This window comes from Acinetobacter sp. (genome assembly GCF_041911495.1).
In the GTDB taxonomy this organism is placed as follows: Bacteria; Pseudomonadota; Gammaproteobacteria; order Pseudomonadales; family Moraxellaceae; genus Acinetobacter.
The window spans coordinates 21,972-41,444 of sequence record NZ_JAYROT010000070.1; the positions used below are offsets into that span (position 1 = coordinate 21,972).

A 19,473-nucleotide genomic window follows, 5' to 3' on the forward strand; every position below is an offset into this window, starting at 1 on the left:
AAAATCAATAGAACAAATTATTCAAGCTCAGCCATCACGTCATCGCTAAACTCAACATTGGTATAGACGTTCTGTACATCATCCAAATCTTCAAGCATATCAATCATTTTCATGATTTTTTTCGCTTGATCAATGTCAGTGATTTCAGCTTTAGTCGAAGGATTCATTACCACTTCGGCGTTGTCAGATTTTAAGCCTGCTTCAGTTAAGGCATCTTGTACTGTACCAAATGTTTCAGGAGTCGTGATGACGAGGATGCCATCTTCAGACACTTCGATGTCTTCTGCGCCTGCTTCTAAAGCCACGTCCATGATTTGATCTTCAAGCGATACATCTTCAAAGCTGATCTCACCACGCTTGGTAAATAAGAATGATACTGAACCGTTCGTACCTAGATTACCATCTGTCTTAGAGAAACAGTGACGTACATCAGGCACAGTACGATTCAGGTTATCCGTCATGGTTTCGACAATCACAGCAACACCACCAACGCCATAACCTTCGTAGGTCACTTCTTTTAAGTCGTCATTGTCTTCGCCACCTGCACCACGCTGAATGGCACGGTTAATGACATCACGTGTCATATTCACAGAGAGGGCTTTTTCCACTACAGCACGTAGACGAGGGTTGCTCGCAGCGTCAGCACCGCCAAGCTTTGCAGCAGTGACAATCTCACGAATATATTTGGTAAACACCTTGCCACGGCTCGCATCTTGTTTTGCTTTACGATGCTTGATATTTGCCCATTTTGAATGACCCGCCATGTGAAAAGTACTCCGACGCTAAATCCATTACTGAATAAAAATGTTAAATAAAAAATGTGGCGAAATCTTAGCATAGCGCAGGATTTTTGAAAATATTGCGCTGTTGTTTTATTCGCTGTGGTTACAGGAGTTCTCATCGAAAAAGTTGTATAGCAGTTTTGTAGTGAAAATTGTGTGGCTCAATACTGCATGCTATAAATTGCTGAGAACATTTGGATAAAACTTAGATGGAGCAATCTTGTGATCGACTTATATTATTGGGGTACGCCAAATGGACATAAAATTTCCATTGCTTTAGAAGAAATGAATTTGGCTTACACTGTCCATCCAATCAACATTCTCGCAAATGATCAATTTGATCCTGACTATTTAAAAATTTCCCCAAACAATAAAATTCCAGCGATTGTTGATCATGATACCTTTGATGGTCAGCCGATCTCAATCTTTGAATCGGGTGCGATCTTACAATATCTAGGTCGGAAAACAGGGCAGTTTTATCCGCAAAATGAACGTGAACGGATTCAAGTTGAACAATGGTTGATGTGGCAAATGGGTGGTTTTGGTCCAATGCTTGGGCAAAATCATCACTTTTCAAAATTTGCACCTGAACGACTTGAATACCCAACCAAGCGTTATCAAGCAGAAACCAAACGTTTGTATGGTGTGTTAAATACACATTTGCAAAATCGTGAATTTGTGGCAGGACAAGGTCAAGGCGAGTATTCGATTGCGGATATGGCGATCTTTCCGTGGATGTTGACGCATGAATGGCAAAATATTGATCTCAATGATTTTGTAAATGTGAAAAGTTATTTTGAACGTATCTACGCACGAGAAGCGGTGCAAAAAGCATTAGCCATTTCTGTATGACGGATTACATTGAAAAGCATTGCTATGACAATTAAAGTGTTTTCCTAGATGGTTTATAAAAGCCAAAATTTATAAAAGAGAAAAATGATGAATACGATTAAAACGACTAATGCGTTGACTGTCGCTACATTAAGTACGGTACTGATCCTTTCGGCGTGTAGTAAGCCTAGTGAATATGCGAGTGGCGATGCGGTTTCAGAGTCAGCAGCTTCGGCGGTATCCGCTACGGACATGAACCGAGAAAATATAGAGAATCCTGAGCAACTGGTTTCCGATACACAACAACAGCTCGAACAATCACGACAATTGGTGAAGTCGGCGACGGTACGTTTTGAAGTAGAGAATATTCAAAGCACTACAGCGAAAATTGAACAACAACTCGCAAGCCACAAGGGCTATATCGAAGCAAGAGAGCTACGCTATGAAGTGAATGATTATCGCCGTAAAAATCATAAAGACGGTACAGTGACGATTTTTGAGAAGATTGTCCCAACGACAAGTATTACAGTACGTGTGCCGAATGCTGAGGTGGCAAACTTTTTAAATACCTTGCCAGCGATGATGAAATATTTTGATGCGCAGTCATATGAGGCAAAACGCTATCAATTAAAACTTTTAGAACAACGTCTAAATACAGCAGATCGTGCTAATAATGTATCGGAACAGACTGATCGACAATTACAGCAACTGACTGAATCAGAAGCAAAAGACCGATTGCAATATAGCACGATTCATCTAACTTATTTCCAAATGCCTGAACTACGCCAACGTCAAGATATGAATCTCGATGAGGTGGTGGCAGAGCATCAAGATGCTTTCCATCATCGGATTTGGTATGCCTTACAAGATGGATTTGAAATGTTTAAAGCACTCATTCTGTGGCTATTTTATATTTGGCCTGCGTATGTGGTGCTATTGGTGATTTATATTATTTTTCGAGTGATTCGAGCGAAAAAACAAAAGGCGAATATTTAATTCGCCAGTGTTCTTTTGAAATTTAAGTTGAAATTTAAATTCAGATTTAAAACAGTGCGGATTACTCAATCCGCACATCTATCCCAAGTTCTGCATAAAGTTGTTTGATTTTGATCAAATCACTTTTTAAATCTGTGGGATAAATCTTGGCAAATAGTCCGCCTTTCTTGGTTTTGGCATGTGCGTAAATCAATACAATCGGTACATTGGCTGCTTTGGCAATATGCCAAAATCCAGTACGAATCGGTTTGCGTTCTACACCATTCTTGGCACGAGTCGCTTCTGGTGCGATCACTAAAGTAAACTTTTCATGTTGTGCAAAGACATCGACCATTTGACCGACGACATCTTTATTATTACTGCGATCGACTGGAATGCCACCGAGCTTTGTCATGATAGGCTTCATGGGACCGCGAAACCAATCTTGTTTGATTAAGCCGTGTGCTTTGAGATCGAGAATCCCAAAAATCGAGTAGGCGAGTATCGCATCTAAGTTTGAGGTATGTTCAAATCCGATGATTACTTGTTTATCTTCAAGTAGACTTTCATCGACTTGATACTGCCATCCTGCAAGTTTAAAGATCGTTTTTCCAATCCATTTTTTCATTGATATACACAATACAAAGTAGAGTTCGTGAATATTATCATGCGCCTAATCTGTATTAAGCAATGTGATAAAGTGACAAAAATTAAGAAAATATCGAGTTTTCTGCGTGATATTCCCTTTGATTTTCGGAATTTCAAAGATCGATTGTGGTTTTTAATTGATTTTCTCAAAAATAAAATCATTAATCACGTGACCTTCTTCCAGTCCACGACGTTCAAACTTGGTCATCGGTCGCCAATCTGGACGTGGGTAAGCATTTCCTTCGCCTGCAAGATTCTTCAGACGTTCACGGTTTGATAGCACTTCAAGCATCCATGCCGCATAATGCTCCCAATCTGTTGCAGAGTGGAAAGTTCCGCCAATTTCCAATTTTTCCTCCACCAATGCCATACGTTTTGGAACGACAAAACGACGTTTGTAATGACGTTTTTTCTGCCACGGATCAGGGAAATACAGTTGGATGCAGTTGATGCTATTGTCAGGCATTGCCGTCAGAATTTTAATTGCATCGCCATCTATGACACGTAGATTGTCAATTTCCGAAAGTCCTGCCTCATAAACACATTGCGCAATACCAGGCACATGCACTTCGATGCCGATATAGTTACGTTCGGGATTGGCTTTCGCCATCTCTACCAGCGAGCGCCCCATACCAAAACCAATTTCCACCGTTAATGGGCGTTCAGGATGCGTAAAAGCCTGACGTAGATCACCTGACTTTAACGCTTCAGCATTACTATCAAGGATTAAATGTTGATAATCCTCCAGTGCTGTACGCTGTGAGGTATTCAGCGGTGAAGAACGACGCATAAAGGTGACGATCTCACGATGCTCGGTGAGTTCATCGAGATTTTGAATCGCTGCGATTTGATCACGAATTTCTAGCGCATTTTGTGGTGTGTTGGAAACAGGTGGCGCACTTTGCGGCATAAGTGGTGAGGTATTTTGATCTGACATGGAAAAGGTGCGCTAATGACTAACGATAAGTGGGCGCTATTCTAAAAGTATCTGCTCGTTTGTGCAAATGTAGAGAAATCATCGTAAAATGGGGTATTCAACATTAATTGGTTATTTCATCGTTATTTTTATAAAAATCTAAAAAACCGATTGTATTGATAAAATCATTCTGTTTTACCAATCATCAAAAACAGCATATTATAGCCTCATTGAAAAGTTTTAACCCTATACATTTTAGACATTTGGAGAGTTTGACGATGTTAGAGCAAAACATTAAAGCACAATTAAAAACTTATTTAGAGCGTTTAGAAGCACCGATTGAAATTATTGCTTCACTCGATGAATCAAATAATGCAGCCAAAATCAAAGAGCTCGTGACTGAGATTGCTGAGCTGTCAGATCAAGTGACCGCACGATTTGATGGGACACATACACGTCGTCCGAGTTTTGCCATTGCTAAAGTCGGTGAACAACCACGTGTGCACTTTGCTGGTTTGCCGATGGGTCATGAGTTTACTTCATTGATCTTGGCATTATTGCAAGTCTCTGGTTATGCGCCAAAAGTGTCTGATGAAATTTTAAATCAAATCAAAGGTTTGAATTTGAAAGGTGACTTTGATGTGTTCGTATCATTAAGCTGTCACAACTGTCCAGATGTGGTGCAGGCGTTGAACTTGATTGCAATCTACAATCCAGATGCTACCACCACCATGATCGATGGTGCATTTTTCCAAGATGAAGTAGAGCAACGCAAAATCATGGCTGTGCCAATGGTCTTCGTAGGTGAAGAACAGTTCGGTCAAGGTCGTATGACCTTGGAAGAGATCGTGGCGAAATTGGATACCGACTCTGCCAGTAAATACGCCGAGAAGATCAACGCCAAAGATACTTTTGATGTGTTGGTGATCGGTGGTGGTCCTGCGGGCGCAACAGCGGCGATCTACGCAGCACGTAAAGGCATTGCGACAGGGATCGTGTCTGAACGCTTCGGTGGTCAGGTCATGGATACCATGGACATTGAAAACTTTACGTCAGTACAGAAAACCCAAGGGCCGAAATTCGCAGCCGATATCGAAGCACACGTCAAAGACTATGATGTCGATATCATGAATTTGCAAAAAGTCAGCAAAATCAAAGGTGCCGATCAAACTACCTATGGCATGGTTGAAGTCGAGCTTGAAAATGGCGCAAAACTGGAATCAAAAACCGTGATCTTGGCGACAGGCGCACGTTGGAGAAAGATGGGTGTCCCAGGTGAGAATGAATATGCGACTCGTGGCGTGGCGTACTGCCCACACTGTGATGGGCCATTGTTCAAAGGTAAACGTGTTGCGGTGATTGGTGGTGGTAACTCTGGTGTGGAAGCTGCGATTGACCTTGCAGGAATTGTTGAGCATGTGACCTTGATCGAGTTTGATACCAAACTCCGTGCTGATCAAGTCTTGCAAAATAAGCTCAATAGCTTGCCAAATACCGAAGTCATTTTGAATGCGCTGAGTACAGAAGTGATCGGTGATGGGCAACAAGTGACGGCTTTGAAATACCAAGATCGTGCTACAGATCAAGAGCATAGCGTGGAGCTTGCAGGTATTTTTGTACAGATCGGCTTGTTGCCAAATACTGACTTCTTAAAAGACAGTGCGGTCGAGCTTAGCCCGCGTGGTGAGATCGTGGTCAATGACCGTAACGAAACCAATGTGCAAGGTGTATTTGCCGCAGGGGACTGTACTACGGTGCCTTATAAGCAAATCATCATTGCGACTGGTGAAGGTGCTAAAGCGTCACTCAGCGCCTTTGACTATATGATTCGTTCAGGGCAGTAATATTGCACTGAGTGTTTGGTAAAAAGTAATTCAAAAATAAAACCCAAAATCATGGTAATGGTTTTGGGTTTTTACTATGTATGCTTTTACAAACAAAACTTTAGCAAAACTCGAGAATTAAGCAACAAAAAAGACATATGCAAGCATATGTCTTTTGGTCAATCATTTAGGAATAAACAAATTATTCAGAAACGATTGTTACTAAAATTTCAGAAGTCACATCGTGGTGCAATTGAACTGCGATGTGGAACTCACCAGTGTGGCGAAGTGCGCCATTTGGCAAGCGAATTTCAGTACGATCTACTTCAAGACCAGCAGCTGTCAAAGCATCTGCGATATCACGCGTACCGATAGAACCGAATAGTTTACCTTCATCACCAGCTTTCGCAGTGATCACGATATTTACTTCGTTCAATTGGTCAGCACGAGCTTGAGCAGTAGCCAATACTTCAGCTTCTTGCTTTTCAAGTTCCGCACGACGTGCTTCAAATGCAGCAGTATTTGCTTCAGTTGCAGCAACAGCTTTACCTTGAGGAATCAAAAAGTTACGACCGTAACCAGCTTTTACTGATACTTTGTCGCCAAGCTTCCCAAGGTTAACAATACGTTGTAATAAGATAACGTCCACAGATCACCTCACTTATGGTTGTCAGTGTATGGAATCAAAGACAAGTAGCGAGCTTGCTTGATCGCAAGCGCCAATTGACGTTGATAACGAGCACGAGTACCAGTGATACGGCTGGGAACAATCTTGCCGTTTTCAGTAATGTACTGTTTTAGAGTATCGATATCTTTGTAGTCGATATATGTAACGTTCTCAGCTGTGAAGCGGCAGAACTTACGACGACGGTAAAAACGTGCCATGTGTGTTCTCCTTATCCTTCAACAGATTCGTCTTGATGAGACGGCTGATTGTCTTCACGTTGCGCTTTACGAGCACGTTTTTCTTCAGCACTCTTAGCAAGCAAAGATTCTTCAGTGATTGCTTCATCACGACGGATGATCAAGTTACGGATGATTGCATCGTTGTAACGGAACAATTCTTCTAATTCGTCAAGCGTAGTTTGACCACATTCAACATTCATCAAAATGTAGTGCGCTTTATGAATTTTGTTAATTGGGTAAGCCAATTGGCGACGGCCCCAATCTTCTAGACGGTGGATTTGACCACCAGCTTCTTTGATCTGTGCGATATAGCGTTCAACCATACCAACAACTTGATCGCTTTGATCTGGATGAACCAAGATCACGATTTCGTAGTGACGCATGTCAGCTCCTTACGGTTTAAACAGCCCCTAATCCGTTCAAAAGAATTTTTAAAACGCTTAGAAGCAAGGAGTCATAACTTTCAAACATAGTGTTTGACATGTTATGTCGCAAATTGCGAAGCGCAAATTTTACTGCTTCGCAATAAAAAATACAAGAAAATTCCCACACTAAAACTTAGCCATCAAGCATCTAATCTAAAAAGATACGACTTAAAATATTGGTAAATGCGGTGCAGGGGAGATCGCTGTAAAGTAAAAGCTCAGACTCAATACAGTGATAAACTGAACTGAAAATAAGAAATAATGTTTTGCCCAAACTTGATCATCATCAGCTTTAAAGCCTTTGATGCTGAGATAGATCCAATATAAGCCGATCGCATTTAAAGCAATTGCGAAGCAAATATTTGTATAGCCAAAGACATAAAGCAAATTCATCGTGACTAAAAATAAAACCACATAAATTAACGATTCAACTTTAGTACGTTTGATAGTACGTGCGACAGGTAAGATTGGAATATTGGCATTGGCATAATCTTGAAAACGATAAATCGCAATGCCCCACGAGTGTGGCATCTGCCAAAATGCGTAACCAAGTAATAAGATTAAAGCTGCAAAATCGAACTGCTCAGTAATCGCTGTATAACCGATCACAGGCGGGCAAGCACCAGAGATACTGCCAATGACTGTTTGATGGATGCTACTACGCTTCGTCCATAGGCTATATAAAAAAACATAAACGATAAAACCAATACCTGCGAATAAGCAAGCCAATGGATTGACCAAAAAATACAAAATCACAAAGCCAAGTACGCCAAGTACACAGCCGTAAATAAATGCAATAGGCACAGAAATCGCTTTGGTGACCAAAGCACGATTTTGAGTACGCTGCATTTTTTGGTCAATATCTTGGTCGATAATATTATTAAAGACACAGCCAGATGCCACGACAAGGGTCGTACCAAGTAGCGTAAGGAGCAAAAGGGGGAGATCAATTGAACCTTGGGCGGCTAAAAAGAAGCCGCCCAAAGTGGTAATGAAATTACCAAATAGAATCCCTGGTTTGGTCAGGAATAAATACTTTTTAAACATGACAAGCGTTTAGATCATCATGTTCGCATGTAGATTAGTCATTACCCATACTGAACCAATGAGCAAAATTGCAATGGTCAAAATCGTATAGATAAAGGCAATCGAATCCCAACGCTGTTGTTCAGAACCATTCAAGTGAAGGAAGAACACCAACTGGACGAGTACCTGAGCAATCGCAGTAATCGCAATCGTCGCAATGACAAGACCACCAGTCATACCAGCCATGACCATCCCAAAAGGGATAAGGGTCAGGATGATAGACAAGATAAACCCGATTGTATATTGCTTAAAGCTACCGTGCGCAGCACCAGGATTATTCACATCATGACTCATGCGAGAACGCCTCCTAAGTAAACTAAGCTAAACACACAAATCCATACGATATCAAGGAAGTGCCAGAACAAGCTTAAGCATGCCAAACGACGTGTGTTTGGTAATGTCAAACCGTTCTTTTTGATTTGGTACATTAAGACCAACATCCACACCAAGCCAGAAGTCACGTGAATACCGTGTGTACCAACTAGAGTAAAGAATGCAGATAAGAATGCACTTGTGCTCGGACCATGACCTGCATGTACTAAGTGATTGAACTCATAAAGCTCCATGCCAATGAACGCTGCACCAAAGAAGAATGTGATCATTAACCACTTCAATACACCGCCAACATCATTACGGTAGCGAGCCAATACTGCAAAACCAAAGGTCACTGATGAAATCAAAAGTGCCATAGTTTCAGTCAATACAAATCCTAAAGAGTCACCGAACAAATCCTTCGCACTTGGTGTACCAGGTGGAATGTGTGTGCTCAATACAGCAAAAGCGATGAAGAGTGTGCCGAATAAGATCAAGTCACTCATCAAGTAAGTCCAGAAACCAAAGACCGTTAGATCAGTATCATCATGTTCGTGATGATCATCGTGTCCGTGGTTGTCGTGATGAAGTACTTCAGCCATTGTCTTAGTCCTTCTTCAAATGTTTTTCTAACAAAGCATAACGTTCGTTTTCGATACGTTCTACTTCGGCAGCAGGGACGTAGTAATCCACTTCTTTAGTAAATGAACTACGAATGAAGCTGATGATCGCAATTACGAAAGTAACAAGCGCTAACCACCAAATATGCCAGATCAATGCAAAGCCCATGACTGTAATAATAATCGCAATCACAAAACCAGCTGCACGATTGGTCGGCATATGAATGTCTTCATATTTCGTCGGACGTTGGTAAGCGACGCCATTTTCTTTGTCTGAATAAAAGCGATCAATACCAGCACCATCTAAGTCATGTGCAAAGTTATAAAATGGTGCAGGTGACGAAGTAGACCACTCAAAAGTACGACCAGCATTCCAAGCATCACCTGTATAGTCCATTGTTTCTTGACGTTTTAAGAAACCTACACCAACAGAAAGCAACCAACATGCGATACCGATGGCAACCATCACTGCACCGATCATTGCTACATTAAGATAAGGCGTCCATTCAGGATTGTCATATGTATTCAGACGACGAGTCATCCCCATGAAACCAAGGATATAAAGTGGCATGAATGCAAAATAGAAACCGAAGAACCAAAACCAAAATGCTGCTTTACCCCAAAACTCGTTTAACTTCCACCCAAACATTTTTGGCCAGTAGAATGCAAGTCCTGCAAAGAAGCCAAATACCACACCACCGATGATCACGTTATGGAAATGCGCAATCAAGAACAATGAGTTGTGTACAAGGAAGTCAGCAGGTGGGATCGCCATGAGTACACCAGTCAAACCACCGATACCAAAGGTAACTAAGAAGCCCATTGTCCAATACATTGGAGAGGTGAACGTGATCTGACCACGATACATGGTGAATAACCATGAGAACATCTTCACACCAGTAGGAATGGCGATGATCATCGTCATAATACCGAAGAAGGCATTGACGTTTGCACCTGCACCCATGGTGAAGAAGTGGTGTAACCAAACGATTAAAGACAAGATGGTAATTGCGATCGTCGCATAAACCATAGATTTGTAACCGAATAGTGTCTTACGGCTAAATGTCGCAACAATCTCAGAATATAAACCAAATGCAGGCAATACCAAGATATATACTTCTGGGTGACCCCAGGTCCAAATCAAGTTCACATATAGCATTGGGCTACCGCCAAGCTCGTTGGTGAAGAAGTGGAAACCGAAGTAACGATCAAGTGTTAACATTGCCAAAGTTGCTGTCAATACAGGGAATGTTGCAATGATTAATGCACAGGCACACAAGGTAGTCCAAGTTGATACAGGCATATCCATTAACTTCATACCCGGTGCACGCATCTTGATGATGGTGACGAAGAAGTTAACACCTGACAACAGTGAACCTAAACCAGAGATCTGTAGTGCCCAAATATAATAATCCACACCAACGCCTGGACTATATTCAATGCCAGATAGTGGAGGATAGGCTAACCATCCCGTTGCTGCAAACTCACCAATAGCAAGTGAAGCCATCATTAGCCCCGCAGCACCAGCGAATAACCAGAAGCTCAAAGAGTTGAGCAGTGGGAATGCAACGTCACGCGCACCGATTTGAAGCGGTACTGTAATGTTCCACATACCAACAACAAGACCCATTGCCACGAAGAAGATCATAATCACGCCGTGGGCGGAAAAGATCTGATCATAGTGCTCGGGATGCAGATAGCCTTCGCCACCTGGTCCTGCGAGGAACATTTGCAAACGCATCATGAGTGCATCGGCAAAACCACGGACTAACATAATTACCGATACTAAGAAATACATAATACCGATTTTTTTATGATCAACAGTAGTAAACCATTCTTTCCACAAGTAGCCCCATAGTTTGAAATAGGTAATCGCACCAAAAACGGCGATACCACCTAAAACCATGGCAGCAACTGTGACCAATACGATTGGATCATGTGGAATTGCTTCAGGGCCTAACTTGCCTAATAAAAGTGTAGACATCATTATTCTCCTGTGGTAGCAGGTGTAGTCGCATCATGCGCTACAGCTTCAGGCTGATGACTTGGTGTAGTAGTTGTTTCAACTACGTGCTCGCCATGATGTTTATCACCATGGTAATTACTCATATATGTATTAATCACAGTTTCAAATAAACCTGCTTCAACCGATGAGTAATAAGTCACTGGGTGAGGGTGATGAGGGTAAGGACCTTCCGCTTGTGCAATTGCAGCCGCTTTTTTCTCAGCTTCTGTACGTGCTGTTTTCACCATTGCATCAATTTGGAATTGAGCACGGTTACCATCACGAAGTGATTTCAATTCTGCTTGGTCAAGCAAGCCTTTTTGAACTGCAGTGGTGCCTTTGTCATCAACGATAACAGTATTGCCTTGACCACTTTTGATCGTTTGAACCCATTGTTCAAATTCAGGTGCAGTCACACTGTGTGCAAGGAAGCGCATTTGGGAGAAGCCATAACCACTATAGTTGGCTGAGAATCCGCGATACTTACCAGTCTCAGTTGCACTTAAATGCAATTGAGTTTGCATACCTGCCATCGCATAGATTTGACCTGCAAGCTTCGGAATGAAGAAAGAGTTCATCGTGAAGTTTGAAGTAACGCGAAAAGCAACTTGTTGGTTTTCAGGGAAGCGAACTTCATTGACCGTTGCAATGTTTTGTTCTGGGTAGATAAATACCCATTTGAACTGTTCAGCGATTACCTGAATAGTTAATTGCTCTGTCGGATTTTCTGAGCGTGGTTTATAAGGATCGTATTCATGCGAGCCCCACCATGCTAGATATGCTAGGTAAGCAATAATGATAATTGGAACACCCCAAACAACGATTTCGATCGCTGTAGAATGCGCCCAATGTGGTTGATAGTCTGCATCTTTATTAGACTTACGGTATTTCCAACCAAACCAAATTGCCATAATGATTGAAGGAATAACAACAAGCAACATCACATAGATGGCAGTCATCATTAATTTCGACAATCCTTCGGCAACAGGACCTGCTGAAGTAAGAAGAACCATATCACCGCCACAGCCTGTTAGGGCAATAGCTGCGACTAATAAAGACAATACTGTTATAGTCGTTTGTCTCATAATACAACCTCGGTGAAGAGACCCATTTTCAAAAAAATATGGGATAGCGATTTGAGTGCTGCATGATTGATTAGATATTTGATTAGCAAATAGGCTATTTTCTAGCCAAACATGTGGCACCGCTACTTTATAGGGCATTATGCCTGATTCATCGACACGAAGCTATAACAAAACTCTGATAAAACACAATTAATTCCATGAAAAAAGTAATGGTTTAAAACCAAAAGGCACAAATTTTTAATAATTCTTTGAAGAATAAATATTTTTTGTATGTATTTGATTAAAATATAGCCACAAAATGGTTTATTTTGTGGCTAAAGGTTCACTATAAAATAAATGAATAGCGAGTCATTCATATACTGAATTATTTTTCAATGACAATGGTTTTTGCAACTTTGTCATGCAAGGTTTGACGCTTTTTCGATGCAGAAAATGCAAGGTCGATAATGGTGCTAAATGGCATAAACAATACATTCAAAATAATAAACAATGCACTACGCATCACAAATACACGTCCGAAACTTACAGTTTCTTTACTTTCGGCATCTACGATTTGTATTTTCATGATTTTTTTACCGATACTTTGACCGCTACGTGTCAGTAAAACGGCTTGTGCAGTCAACATCAAAATGAGATACACGCCCATGCCAATCCAACCAATCTGTGGAATAAGGCTAAACAGCGCTTCTTGAGTTTCAGGCGATGGCAACATACCTTGTGCTTGAAGCTTGGCAAGCTCTGCATGTTGCGCAGGTGACATAAATGCAGTTAAAAATAAAAATGCAGGAAGCCATAACAACAAATCAATAATTTTGGCAAAAATACGTTTTGAAAATGGTGCTAAGCCACCATCGGTGTTTTCATTTTTATTAACCTGAATGTTATTTTTCCAGTCATATTGCTGTGTAGTAGATGCAGGCGTTGCCCATTTTGAGTCACTATTATTTGCCTCATCTACAGCAGGCGGAAGTTGACCACTTTGTTTGACTTCGCCAATGGTTTTCCATTCAGACATGCCTTTGAACCAAATCAAATCTGTTGCAACGACTTGTTGGCTTTCAATCATTTGATGAACTTGCGCCAAAGTATATGGGCCTGCTTGTTCATTATTTCGAGCTAAATAAATATCCAATGTATAACCTCAAATGCAATCTTGATGATTTTTAAAAATTGCCGTCAATAAAAAGTTGTTATAAAAAAGACCCATGAGCGGGTCTTTTTTATGGACATAATGCGAACATTTTATCACATTATGTCGTTTACTTTTTATTTTGGTTGTCTGACAGATAGAACCACGTATCGAGCACAGAATCAGGATTCAATGACACAGAGTCAATGCCTTGTTCCATGAGCCAAAACGCAAGATCAGGGTGGTCGGAAGGTCCTTGACCACAAATCCCGACATATTTTCCTGCTTTACGGCACGCATTGATCGCCATGGAAAGCAATGTTTTCACTGCTTCGTCACGCTCATCAAAGAGGTGCGAAACAATCCCTGAGTCACGATCAAGTCCAAGTGTTAATTGGGTTAAGTCGTTTGAACCAATCGAGAAGCCGTCAAAGTGTTCGAGGAATTGATCAGCCAATAGCGCATTGGTTGGCAATTCACACATCATGATGACTTTTAAGCCATTTTCACCACGTTTTAAACCATTTGCAGCAAGGAGTTCAATCACACGCTTTGCTTCGTTTACAGTGCGTACAAATGGAATCATGATTTGAATATTGGTCAGACCCATTTCATCACGTGCTTTTTTCAAGGCACGACATTCAAGCTCGAAACAGTCACGGAAGTTATCAGATACATAACGACTTGCGCCACGGAAGCCAAGCATTGGATTTTCTTCTTCAGGCTCGTAGAGCTTACCACCGATCAAGTTTGCATACTCATTCGACTTGAAGTCCGACATACGTACGATCACTGGCTTATCAGCAAATGCCGCTGCAAGCGTGGTAATTCCCTCAACCAATTTCTCCACATAGAAATCGACTGGAGAAGTATAACCTGCGGTACGTGTCGCAACCGCAGCACGTGTTTCACGAGGTAGACTGTCGATATTTAATAATGCTTTTGGATGCACGCCGATCATACGGTTGATGATGAACTCAAGACGTGCCAAGCCAATCCCTTCATTTGGAATTTGCGCAAAGTCAAATGCACGGTCAGGGTTTCCAACGTTCATCATGATTTTGAATGGTAGTGGTGGCATTGAAGAAATTGAGTTGCGTTGTACTTCGAAGTCCAAAGCACCTTCATAAATAAAGCCTGTATCACCCTCTGCACAAGATACAGTGACTTCTTGACCATCAGACAAAATCTCTGTGGCGTTACCTGTACCGACGATCGCAGGGACACCAAGCTCACGTGCAATAATCGCTGCGTGACAAGTACGCCCACCACGATTGGTGACGATCGCAGCCGCACGCTTCATCACTGGTTCCCAATCTGGGTCAGTCATGTCTGAAACAAGCACGTCGCCAGTTTGGACTTTGTCCATCTCTTTAATTGAGTTGACGACACGTACTTTACCTGAACCAATACGTTGACCGATCGAACGACCTTCGCAAAGAACAGTACCTTTTTGCTTGAGTAAGTAGCGTTCCATTGTGCCGACATTTTGACGGCTTTTGACGGTTTCTGGACGTGCTTGAACAATATAGATTTGCTCATCATCACCATCTTTTGCCCATTCGATATCCATTGGCGCACCGTAGTGCTTTTCAATGATCAGGGCTTGTTTCGCAAGTTCGGTGAGCTCATGATCATTTAAGGCAAAGTGTTGACGATCAGCTTTATCCACATCAACGATCTCTACAGAACGACCCGCTGCACCGTCTGCGCTATAGATCATTTTTTTATGTTTAGAGCCAAGATTACGACGCAGTACAGCATGTTTACTGTTATTTAATAATGGTTTAGATAGATAAAATTCGTCAGGATTGACCGCACCTTGCACGACCATTTCACCCAAACCATACGCCGCAGTGATAAATACCACATCACGGAAGCCTGACTCGGTATCAAGGGTAAACATCACGCCTGCTGCCCCGGTTTCAGAGCGAACCATACGTTGAACACCCGCAGAGAGGGCAACGATGTCATGCTCAAAGCCTTGATGAACACGGTAAGCAATCGCACGGTCATTATACAGTGAAGCAAAGACTTCTTTGATCGCAACTAAGATATTGTCGATACCTCGAATATTGAGGAAAGTTTCTTGTTGACCTGCGAATGAAGCATCAGGTAAATCTTCCGCTGTTGCAGAAGAGCGCACAGCAACAGCAATCTCAGGATTACCATTTGACATGGTTTCAAAAGCACTACGTACTTCTTGCTCAAGCTCAGGTGTCAGCGGAGAGTCGATGATCCATTGGCGGATTTTTGCACCAGTTTCAGTAAGGGCTGAGATGTCATCAACATTCAGCTGTTTGAGTTCATTGGAGATTTTTTCTTTTAGACCGCTTTTATCAAGGAATTCACGATACGCTTCAGCAGTTGTGGCAAATCCACCTGGGACTGAAACTCCAGCATTAGAGAGGTGACTAATCATTTCACCTAAAGAGGCATTTTTTCCGCCTACTTTATCTACATCATGCTTGCCTAATTTTTCCAGACCAATAACGCGTGCTTCCAAAATCGTTACTCCACTGTGTGCTTCATTAAAAATTTAACTGATTCGAAAATTTCTTTCGAACGTCTACATCCAAGTCTAAATCAAAAAATCTCGAAAACGTATTTCATAAATCGATGTCGTCAATCTATACGAAAATCTAAGTTGTGATATGCGTACCAATGATTCAAATTTCCACCCCTAGTGGCATATTATTTTTTACTATTTTGCACAGTTTGCACGTTTTATCAGCGAATACAGCAATAATAGGCGACAGGAGATCAACATGCGTTTACTATAAAGATTATGTGCTATGAAAACAAATGCTAAAGGTGAAAAAAACATGTCAGAAAGTAACATGATCCATCGAAGTGTATTCTTTATTTCCGATGGTACAGCGATTACAGCGGAAACCTTAGGGCATTCACTTTTAGCACAATTTCCAAACGTAAAATTTGACATTCATATCATGCCTTATATTGATAGCGAAGAAAGCGCAATGAATGTGGTCATGAAGATTAATAATATCGCAGCTGGTGATGGATGTTTACCGATTGTATTTGATACTTTAGTCGATCCAAAAGTCCGTGACATCATCAATACAGCCAATGCGATTAACCTTGATGTGTTTGAAGGCATCATCAGTAAGCTTGAAACAGAGTTGGATACCAAAGCGACCACATTAGTCGGTCAGACTCATGCAGTAACAGACTCAGAGTATTATAAAGCAAGGATTGATGCGGTTCATTTTGCCCTTGATAATGATGATGGTGCACGTACTCGTCATTATGATCAGGCGGATTTGATTTTGATCGGTGTATCTCGCTCAGGGAAAACACCAACGTCGATTTATTTGTCATTACAATTTGGTATTCGTGTGGCAAACTATCCATTGACCGAAGATGATCTTGATGACAATCGCTTGCCTGCGGTACTCAAACCACATAAAAGCAAACTATTTGGCTTAATGATTGATGCGGAGCGTTTGGTAGCAATTCGTAGCGAACGCAAAGCAAATAGTCGTTATGCAAGCTTTAGTCAATGTCAGATGGAGCTTCGAGCAATCGAAGGGATTTATATTTCCGAAGGTATTCCATATTTGAATGTATCAGAAATGTCGATCGAAGAAATTTCGACACGAATTTTGCAAACGACAGGTTTAAAGCGTCGGATTGGCTAGGATTTTCTTTAATTTGAAAAATTGATTTTTTCGAAACGGAAATATCAAAAAGCAAATAATAAAACGGCAAGTTCATAAGCAACTTGGCGTTTTTCAATCTAAATTATTGAGATTCACCTTGAATTTGTTTCAATAATTCAAAGCTTTTGAGCCGTTTTTCAGGATCATACACATCACAAGTGAAGATGAATTCATCTGCCTGAGTACGCTGTAGTAATTCCTCTAAGCCGTGTTTCACGGTTTCTTTTGAGCCAATCTGCTCAACACCAAAGAAACCTTCAACACCACGTTTTTCTACTTCAGACCATAAACCATCCATCGACGCTACAGGTGGCACAAGATTGGTTGGTTGACCACGAAATAGTGCAAGGATGCGCTGATAATTGGTCGTGGCAAGATATTTTGCTTCTTCATCACTCTCTGCAACAAGACTTGGCACACCAATTATCACATAAGGTTTATCCAAATAAGCCGAGGCTTGGAAGTTTTCACGATACAACGCGATGGCTTGCATCATCATCCGTGGCGCAAAGTGTGAAGCAAAGGCATAAGGTAAGCCGAGTCGTGCAGCAAGCTGTGCACTAAATAAACTTGAACCGAGTAGGTAAACAGGCACTTTTGAACCTTGCCCTGGAACAGCAATGATTTGTTGTCCTGCTTTAGCATCATCGAAATAAGTTAAAATTTCACTTACATCTTGCGGGAATTGCTCCTCAGTTTCAAAACGTCCACGACGCAAAGCTCGCATTGTGCTCTGATCTGTACCCGGTGCACGACCTAATCCGAGATCAATCCGATCAGGGTAGAGTGTCGCTAAAGTACCGAATTGCTCAGCAACCACAAGTGGGGCATGATTTGGTAACATGATGCCACCCGAACCTAATCGCAGTGTTGACGTATTGGCAGCAAGATAACCAAGCAACACACTGGTTGCCGAGCTGGCAATGCCTTTCATATTGTGATGTTCGGCGACCCAAAGACGATGATAGCCCAGCTTCTCAGCATGTTGTGCAAGTTGTTTTGCATTTTCTAAAGCATCTTTAGCGGTACCATCATCACGAATCGGTGCAAGTTCTAAAATGGAGAATTTTACATCTTTCAGATTGGATGATGCGTTTTCATTGAACGCTGTATCGGCTTTGGACACTAAGCCACCTCGTTTTAAAAATCATGTCGTGCTAATATAAGGTTGATTCGGATAAAATCAATTTTTATCTTTTAGTTTTTTCATAAGGTTATAAATAAGCTGATTTTAATTTTGAAAATGATAGTGTCGCAACTCTTGGATCTGTGTCTATAAACTTCATCAATTTTTGGATAGTGTGAATATCCAAAAATAATTTATAAAATTAGCACATGGTTTGTCATTTAAAAGCAAAAAATCGCTTTCGCAAGCGAAAGCGATTTTTTGTGGTGTTTGGAGGGCTATCGCCCTCCAAGCCTCCCTTTAAAATCAATTATTTAAAATTATCGAAGTCTTGTGGTGAAGGTGATAAAAAAAGCACCCTGAGGTGCTTTCTTGAGCTGAATTAAGTGTAAATTAGTCACGATAACGGTTATAACGTGAGCGTTTCCATTGGTTACGCTTGTATTTGCGAGAGTTGTTGTATTTGCGGTTGTCGGCATCTTTATCATCACTGATTTTATTACCAAGTGCTGCGCCACCTGCTGCACCAAGCGCTGCACCGATGAGTTGACCATTTGAACCATAGTTTTTACCCAATGCAGAGCCTGCATAAGAGCCTAAACCACCACCAATTGCTGATTCAGTGCGACTTGATTTGCTACTTGCCGCTGCAGCCCCACCAGCCCCACCGATCGCAGCACCTAAGTCTGCACCGTTTGATCCGCCAACTTGTTTACCGATGACATTACCCACGACGCTACCAAGTGCACTCGCTGCTGCCACACGTGTAGTACTATCCGCCATCGCAGGTGTTGCAATGATCGAACTCGCCAAAACTCCAGTTAAGATATATGCATAATGTATCATTGTGCTCTCCTTATAAGCTTCTATTTAAGCCATCTTTTTTGAGTCTTTTTGACAAAGTATGTCAAAATGTTTTGATGGAAATGAATTTAGCAAAGGATAGGGCTTAAAAAATGGAGATCTATAGCGTAAACACATATAGGACTTACGCACTATTATTTATAGATTCTCTGTGGTAGGAGATGATTTTTATCGAGAATAAAGTCATCAATGAAGTCTTTGATGATTGGTCTAAATAATTTCTTCTGCCAACGATATACATTTTCAAAGATCCGCTC

The 19,473-nt window shown here is 41.4% G+C and carries 19 protein-coding genes and 1 pseudogene; 4 read left to right on the forward strand and 16 right to left on the reverse strand.

Annotation, left to right across the window (positions count from 1 at the left end):
• Window positions 1-17: 17 nt before the first annotated feature.
• Window positions 18-764, reverse strand: coding sequence for a YebC/PmpR family DNA-binding transcriptional regulator (locus ACE3PQ_RS09415; protein ID WP_374297229.1), 747 nt, complete (start codon window positions 762-764; stop codon window positions 18-20).
• A 240-nt stretch (window positions 765-1,004) separates the two neighbouring features.
• Between ACE3PQ_RS09415 and ACE3PQ_RS09420 the strand changes: the two genes are divergently transcribed.
• Complete coding sequence (locus tag ACE3PQ_RS09420) at window positions 1,005-1,634, forward strand: glutathione S-transferase family protein (RefSeq protein ID WP_374297231.1); 630 nt, start codon at window positions 1,005-1,007, stop codon at window positions 1,632-1,634.
• A gap of 87 nt (window positions 1,635-1,721) precedes the next feature.
• Window positions 1,722-2,609, forward strand: coding sequence for a DUF4349 domain-containing protein (locus ACE3PQ_RS09425; RefSeq protein WP_374297233.1), 888 nt, complete (start codon window positions 1,722-1,724; stop codon window positions 2,607-2,609).
• Window positions 2,610-2,670: 61 nt separating this feature from the next.
• Here ACE3PQ_RS09425 and ACE3PQ_RS09430 read toward each other — a convergent pair whose 3' ends face one another.
• Window positions 2,671-3,216 (reverse strand): 1-acyl-sn-glycerol-3-phosphate acyltransferase, encoded by a 546-nt coding sequence (locus ACE3PQ_RS09430; protein ID WP_374297235.1) that lies wholly within the window; start codon window positions 3,214-3,216, stop codon window positions 2,671-2,673.
• Between the two features lie 153 nt (window positions 3,217-3,369).
• The gene (gene trmB / locus ACE3PQ_RS09435) at window positions 3,370-4,146 is read right to left on the reverse strand and encodes a tRNA (guanosine(46)-N7)-methyltransferase TrmB (protein WP_374297262.1); all 777 of its coding nucleotides are present in this window, start codon (window positions 4,144-4,146) and stop codon (window positions 3,370-3,372) included.
• 284 nt (window positions 4,147-4,430) lie between these two features.
• On the opposite strand from trmB, the gene ahpF reads away from it, so the two are divergent.
• Window positions 4,431-5,996, forward strand: coding sequence for an alkyl hydroperoxide reductase subunit F (gene ahpF / locus ACE3PQ_RS09440; protein ID WP_374297237.1), 1,566 nt, complete (start codon window positions 4,431-4,433; stop codon window positions 5,994-5,996).
• Between the two features lie 181 nt (window positions 5,997-6,177).
• Here ahpF and rplI read toward each other — a convergent pair whose 3' ends face one another.
• The 10 genes from rplI to ppsA form a co-directional block, all read right to left on the reverse strand.
• Window positions 6,178-6,624 (reverse strand): 50S ribosomal protein L9, encoded by a 447-nt coding sequence (gene rplI, locus ACE3PQ_RS09445; RefSeq protein WP_241571601.1) that lies wholly within the window; start codon window positions 6,622-6,624, stop codon window positions 6,178-6,180.
• Window positions 6,625-6,632: 8 nt separating this feature from the next.
• A complete protein-coding gene (gene rpsR, locus ACE3PQ_RS09450; RefSeq protein ID WP_092615240.1) occupies window positions 6,633-6,860 on the reverse strand; it encodes a 30S ribosomal protein S18 in 228 nt (75 codons plus the stop codon).
• Window positions 6,861-6,871: 11 nt separating this feature from the next.
• Entirely contained in the window at window positions 6,872-7,264 is a 393-nt protein-coding gene (gene rpsF / locus ACE3PQ_RS09455; RefSeq protein ID WP_241571599.1) for a 30S ribosomal protein S6, read from the reverse strand.
• A gap of 210 nt (window positions 7,265-7,474) precedes the next feature.
• Complete coding sequence (cyoE, locus tag ACE3PQ_RS09460) at window positions 7,475-8,353, reverse strand: heme o synthase (RefSeq protein ID WP_374297240.1); 879 nt, start codon at window positions 8,351-8,353, stop codon at window positions 7,475-7,477.
• A gap of 9 nt (window positions 8,354-8,362) precedes the next feature.
• Window positions 8,363-8,686 (reverse strand): cytochrome o ubiquinol oxidase subunit IV, encoded by a 324-nt coding sequence (cyoD, locus tag ACE3PQ_RS09465; protein WP_241571595.1) that lies wholly within the window; start codon window positions 8,684-8,686, stop codon window positions 8,363-8,365.
• Complete coding sequence (cyoC, locus tag ACE3PQ_RS09470) at window positions 8,683-9,306, reverse strand: cytochrome o ubiquinol oxidase subunit III (protein WP_241571593.1); 624 nt, start codon at window positions 9,304-9,306, stop codon at window positions 8,683-8,685. The genes cyoD and cyoC overlap by 4 nt, the downstream gene beginning before the upstream one ends.
• A 4-nt stretch (window positions 9,307-9,310) precedes the next feature.
• Window positions 9,311-11,308, reverse strand: a complete 1,998-nt coding sequence (gene cyoB / locus ACE3PQ_RS09475; protein WP_374297243.1) for a cytochrome o ubiquinol oxidase subunit I — start codon at window positions 11,306-11,308, stop codon at window positions 9,311-9,313.
• A gap of 2 nt (window positions 11,309-11,310) precedes the next feature.
• Entirely contained in the window at window positions 11,311-12,414 is a 1,104-nt protein-coding gene (gene cyoA / locus ACE3PQ_RS09480) for a ubiquinol oxidase subunit II (protein ID WP_374297245.1), read from the reverse strand.
• 364 nt (window positions 12,415-12,778) lie between these two features.
• Window positions 12,779-13,546, reverse strand: coding sequence for an RDD family protein (locus tag ACE3PQ_RS09485; RefSeq protein WP_374297247.1), 768 nt, complete (start codon window positions 13,544-13,546; stop codon window positions 12,779-12,781).
• 127 nt (window positions 13,547-13,673) lie between these two features.
• Window positions 13,674-16,049, reverse strand: coding sequence for a phosphoenolpyruvate synthase (gene ppsA / locus ACE3PQ_RS09490; RefSeq protein ID WP_374297249.1), 2,376 nt, complete (start codon window positions 16,047-16,049; stop codon window positions 13,674-13,676).
• 319 nt (window positions 16,050-16,368) lie between these two features.
• Here ppsA and ACE3PQ_RS09495 point away from each other — a divergent pair, with 319 nt between their 5' ends.
• Window positions 16,369-17,205: a pyruvate, water dikinase regulatory protein gene (locus ACE3PQ_RS09495; RefSeq protein WP_374297251.1), complete on the forward strand. Its 837-nt coding sequence runs from the start codon at window positions 16,369-16,371 to the stop codon at window positions 17,203-17,205.
• A 103-nt stretch (window positions 17,206-17,308) separates the two neighbouring features.
• On the opposite strand, the gene ACE3PQ_RS09500 is transcribed toward ACE3PQ_RS09495, so the two are convergent.
• From ACE3PQ_RS09500 to ACE3PQ_RS09510, 3 genes and pseudogenes are all read right to left on the reverse strand, one after another.
• Window positions 17,309-18,352, reverse strand: coding sequence for an LLM class flavin-dependent oxidoreductase (locus ACE3PQ_RS09500; protein ID WP_374297253.1), 1,044 nt, complete (start codon window positions 18,350-18,352; stop codon window positions 17,309-17,311).
• A gap of 393 nt (window positions 18,353-18,745) precedes the next feature.
• Complete coding sequence (locus ACE3PQ_RS09505) at window positions 18,746-19,198, reverse strand: glycine zipper domain-containing protein (protein WP_374297255.1); 453 nt, start codon at window positions 19,196-19,198, stop codon at window positions 18,746-18,748.
• A gap of 152 nt (window positions 19,199-19,350) precedes the next feature.
• Window positions 19,351-19,473, reverse strand: a pseudogene (locus tag ACE3PQ_RS09510) (IS701 family transposase); the annotation flags it as partial.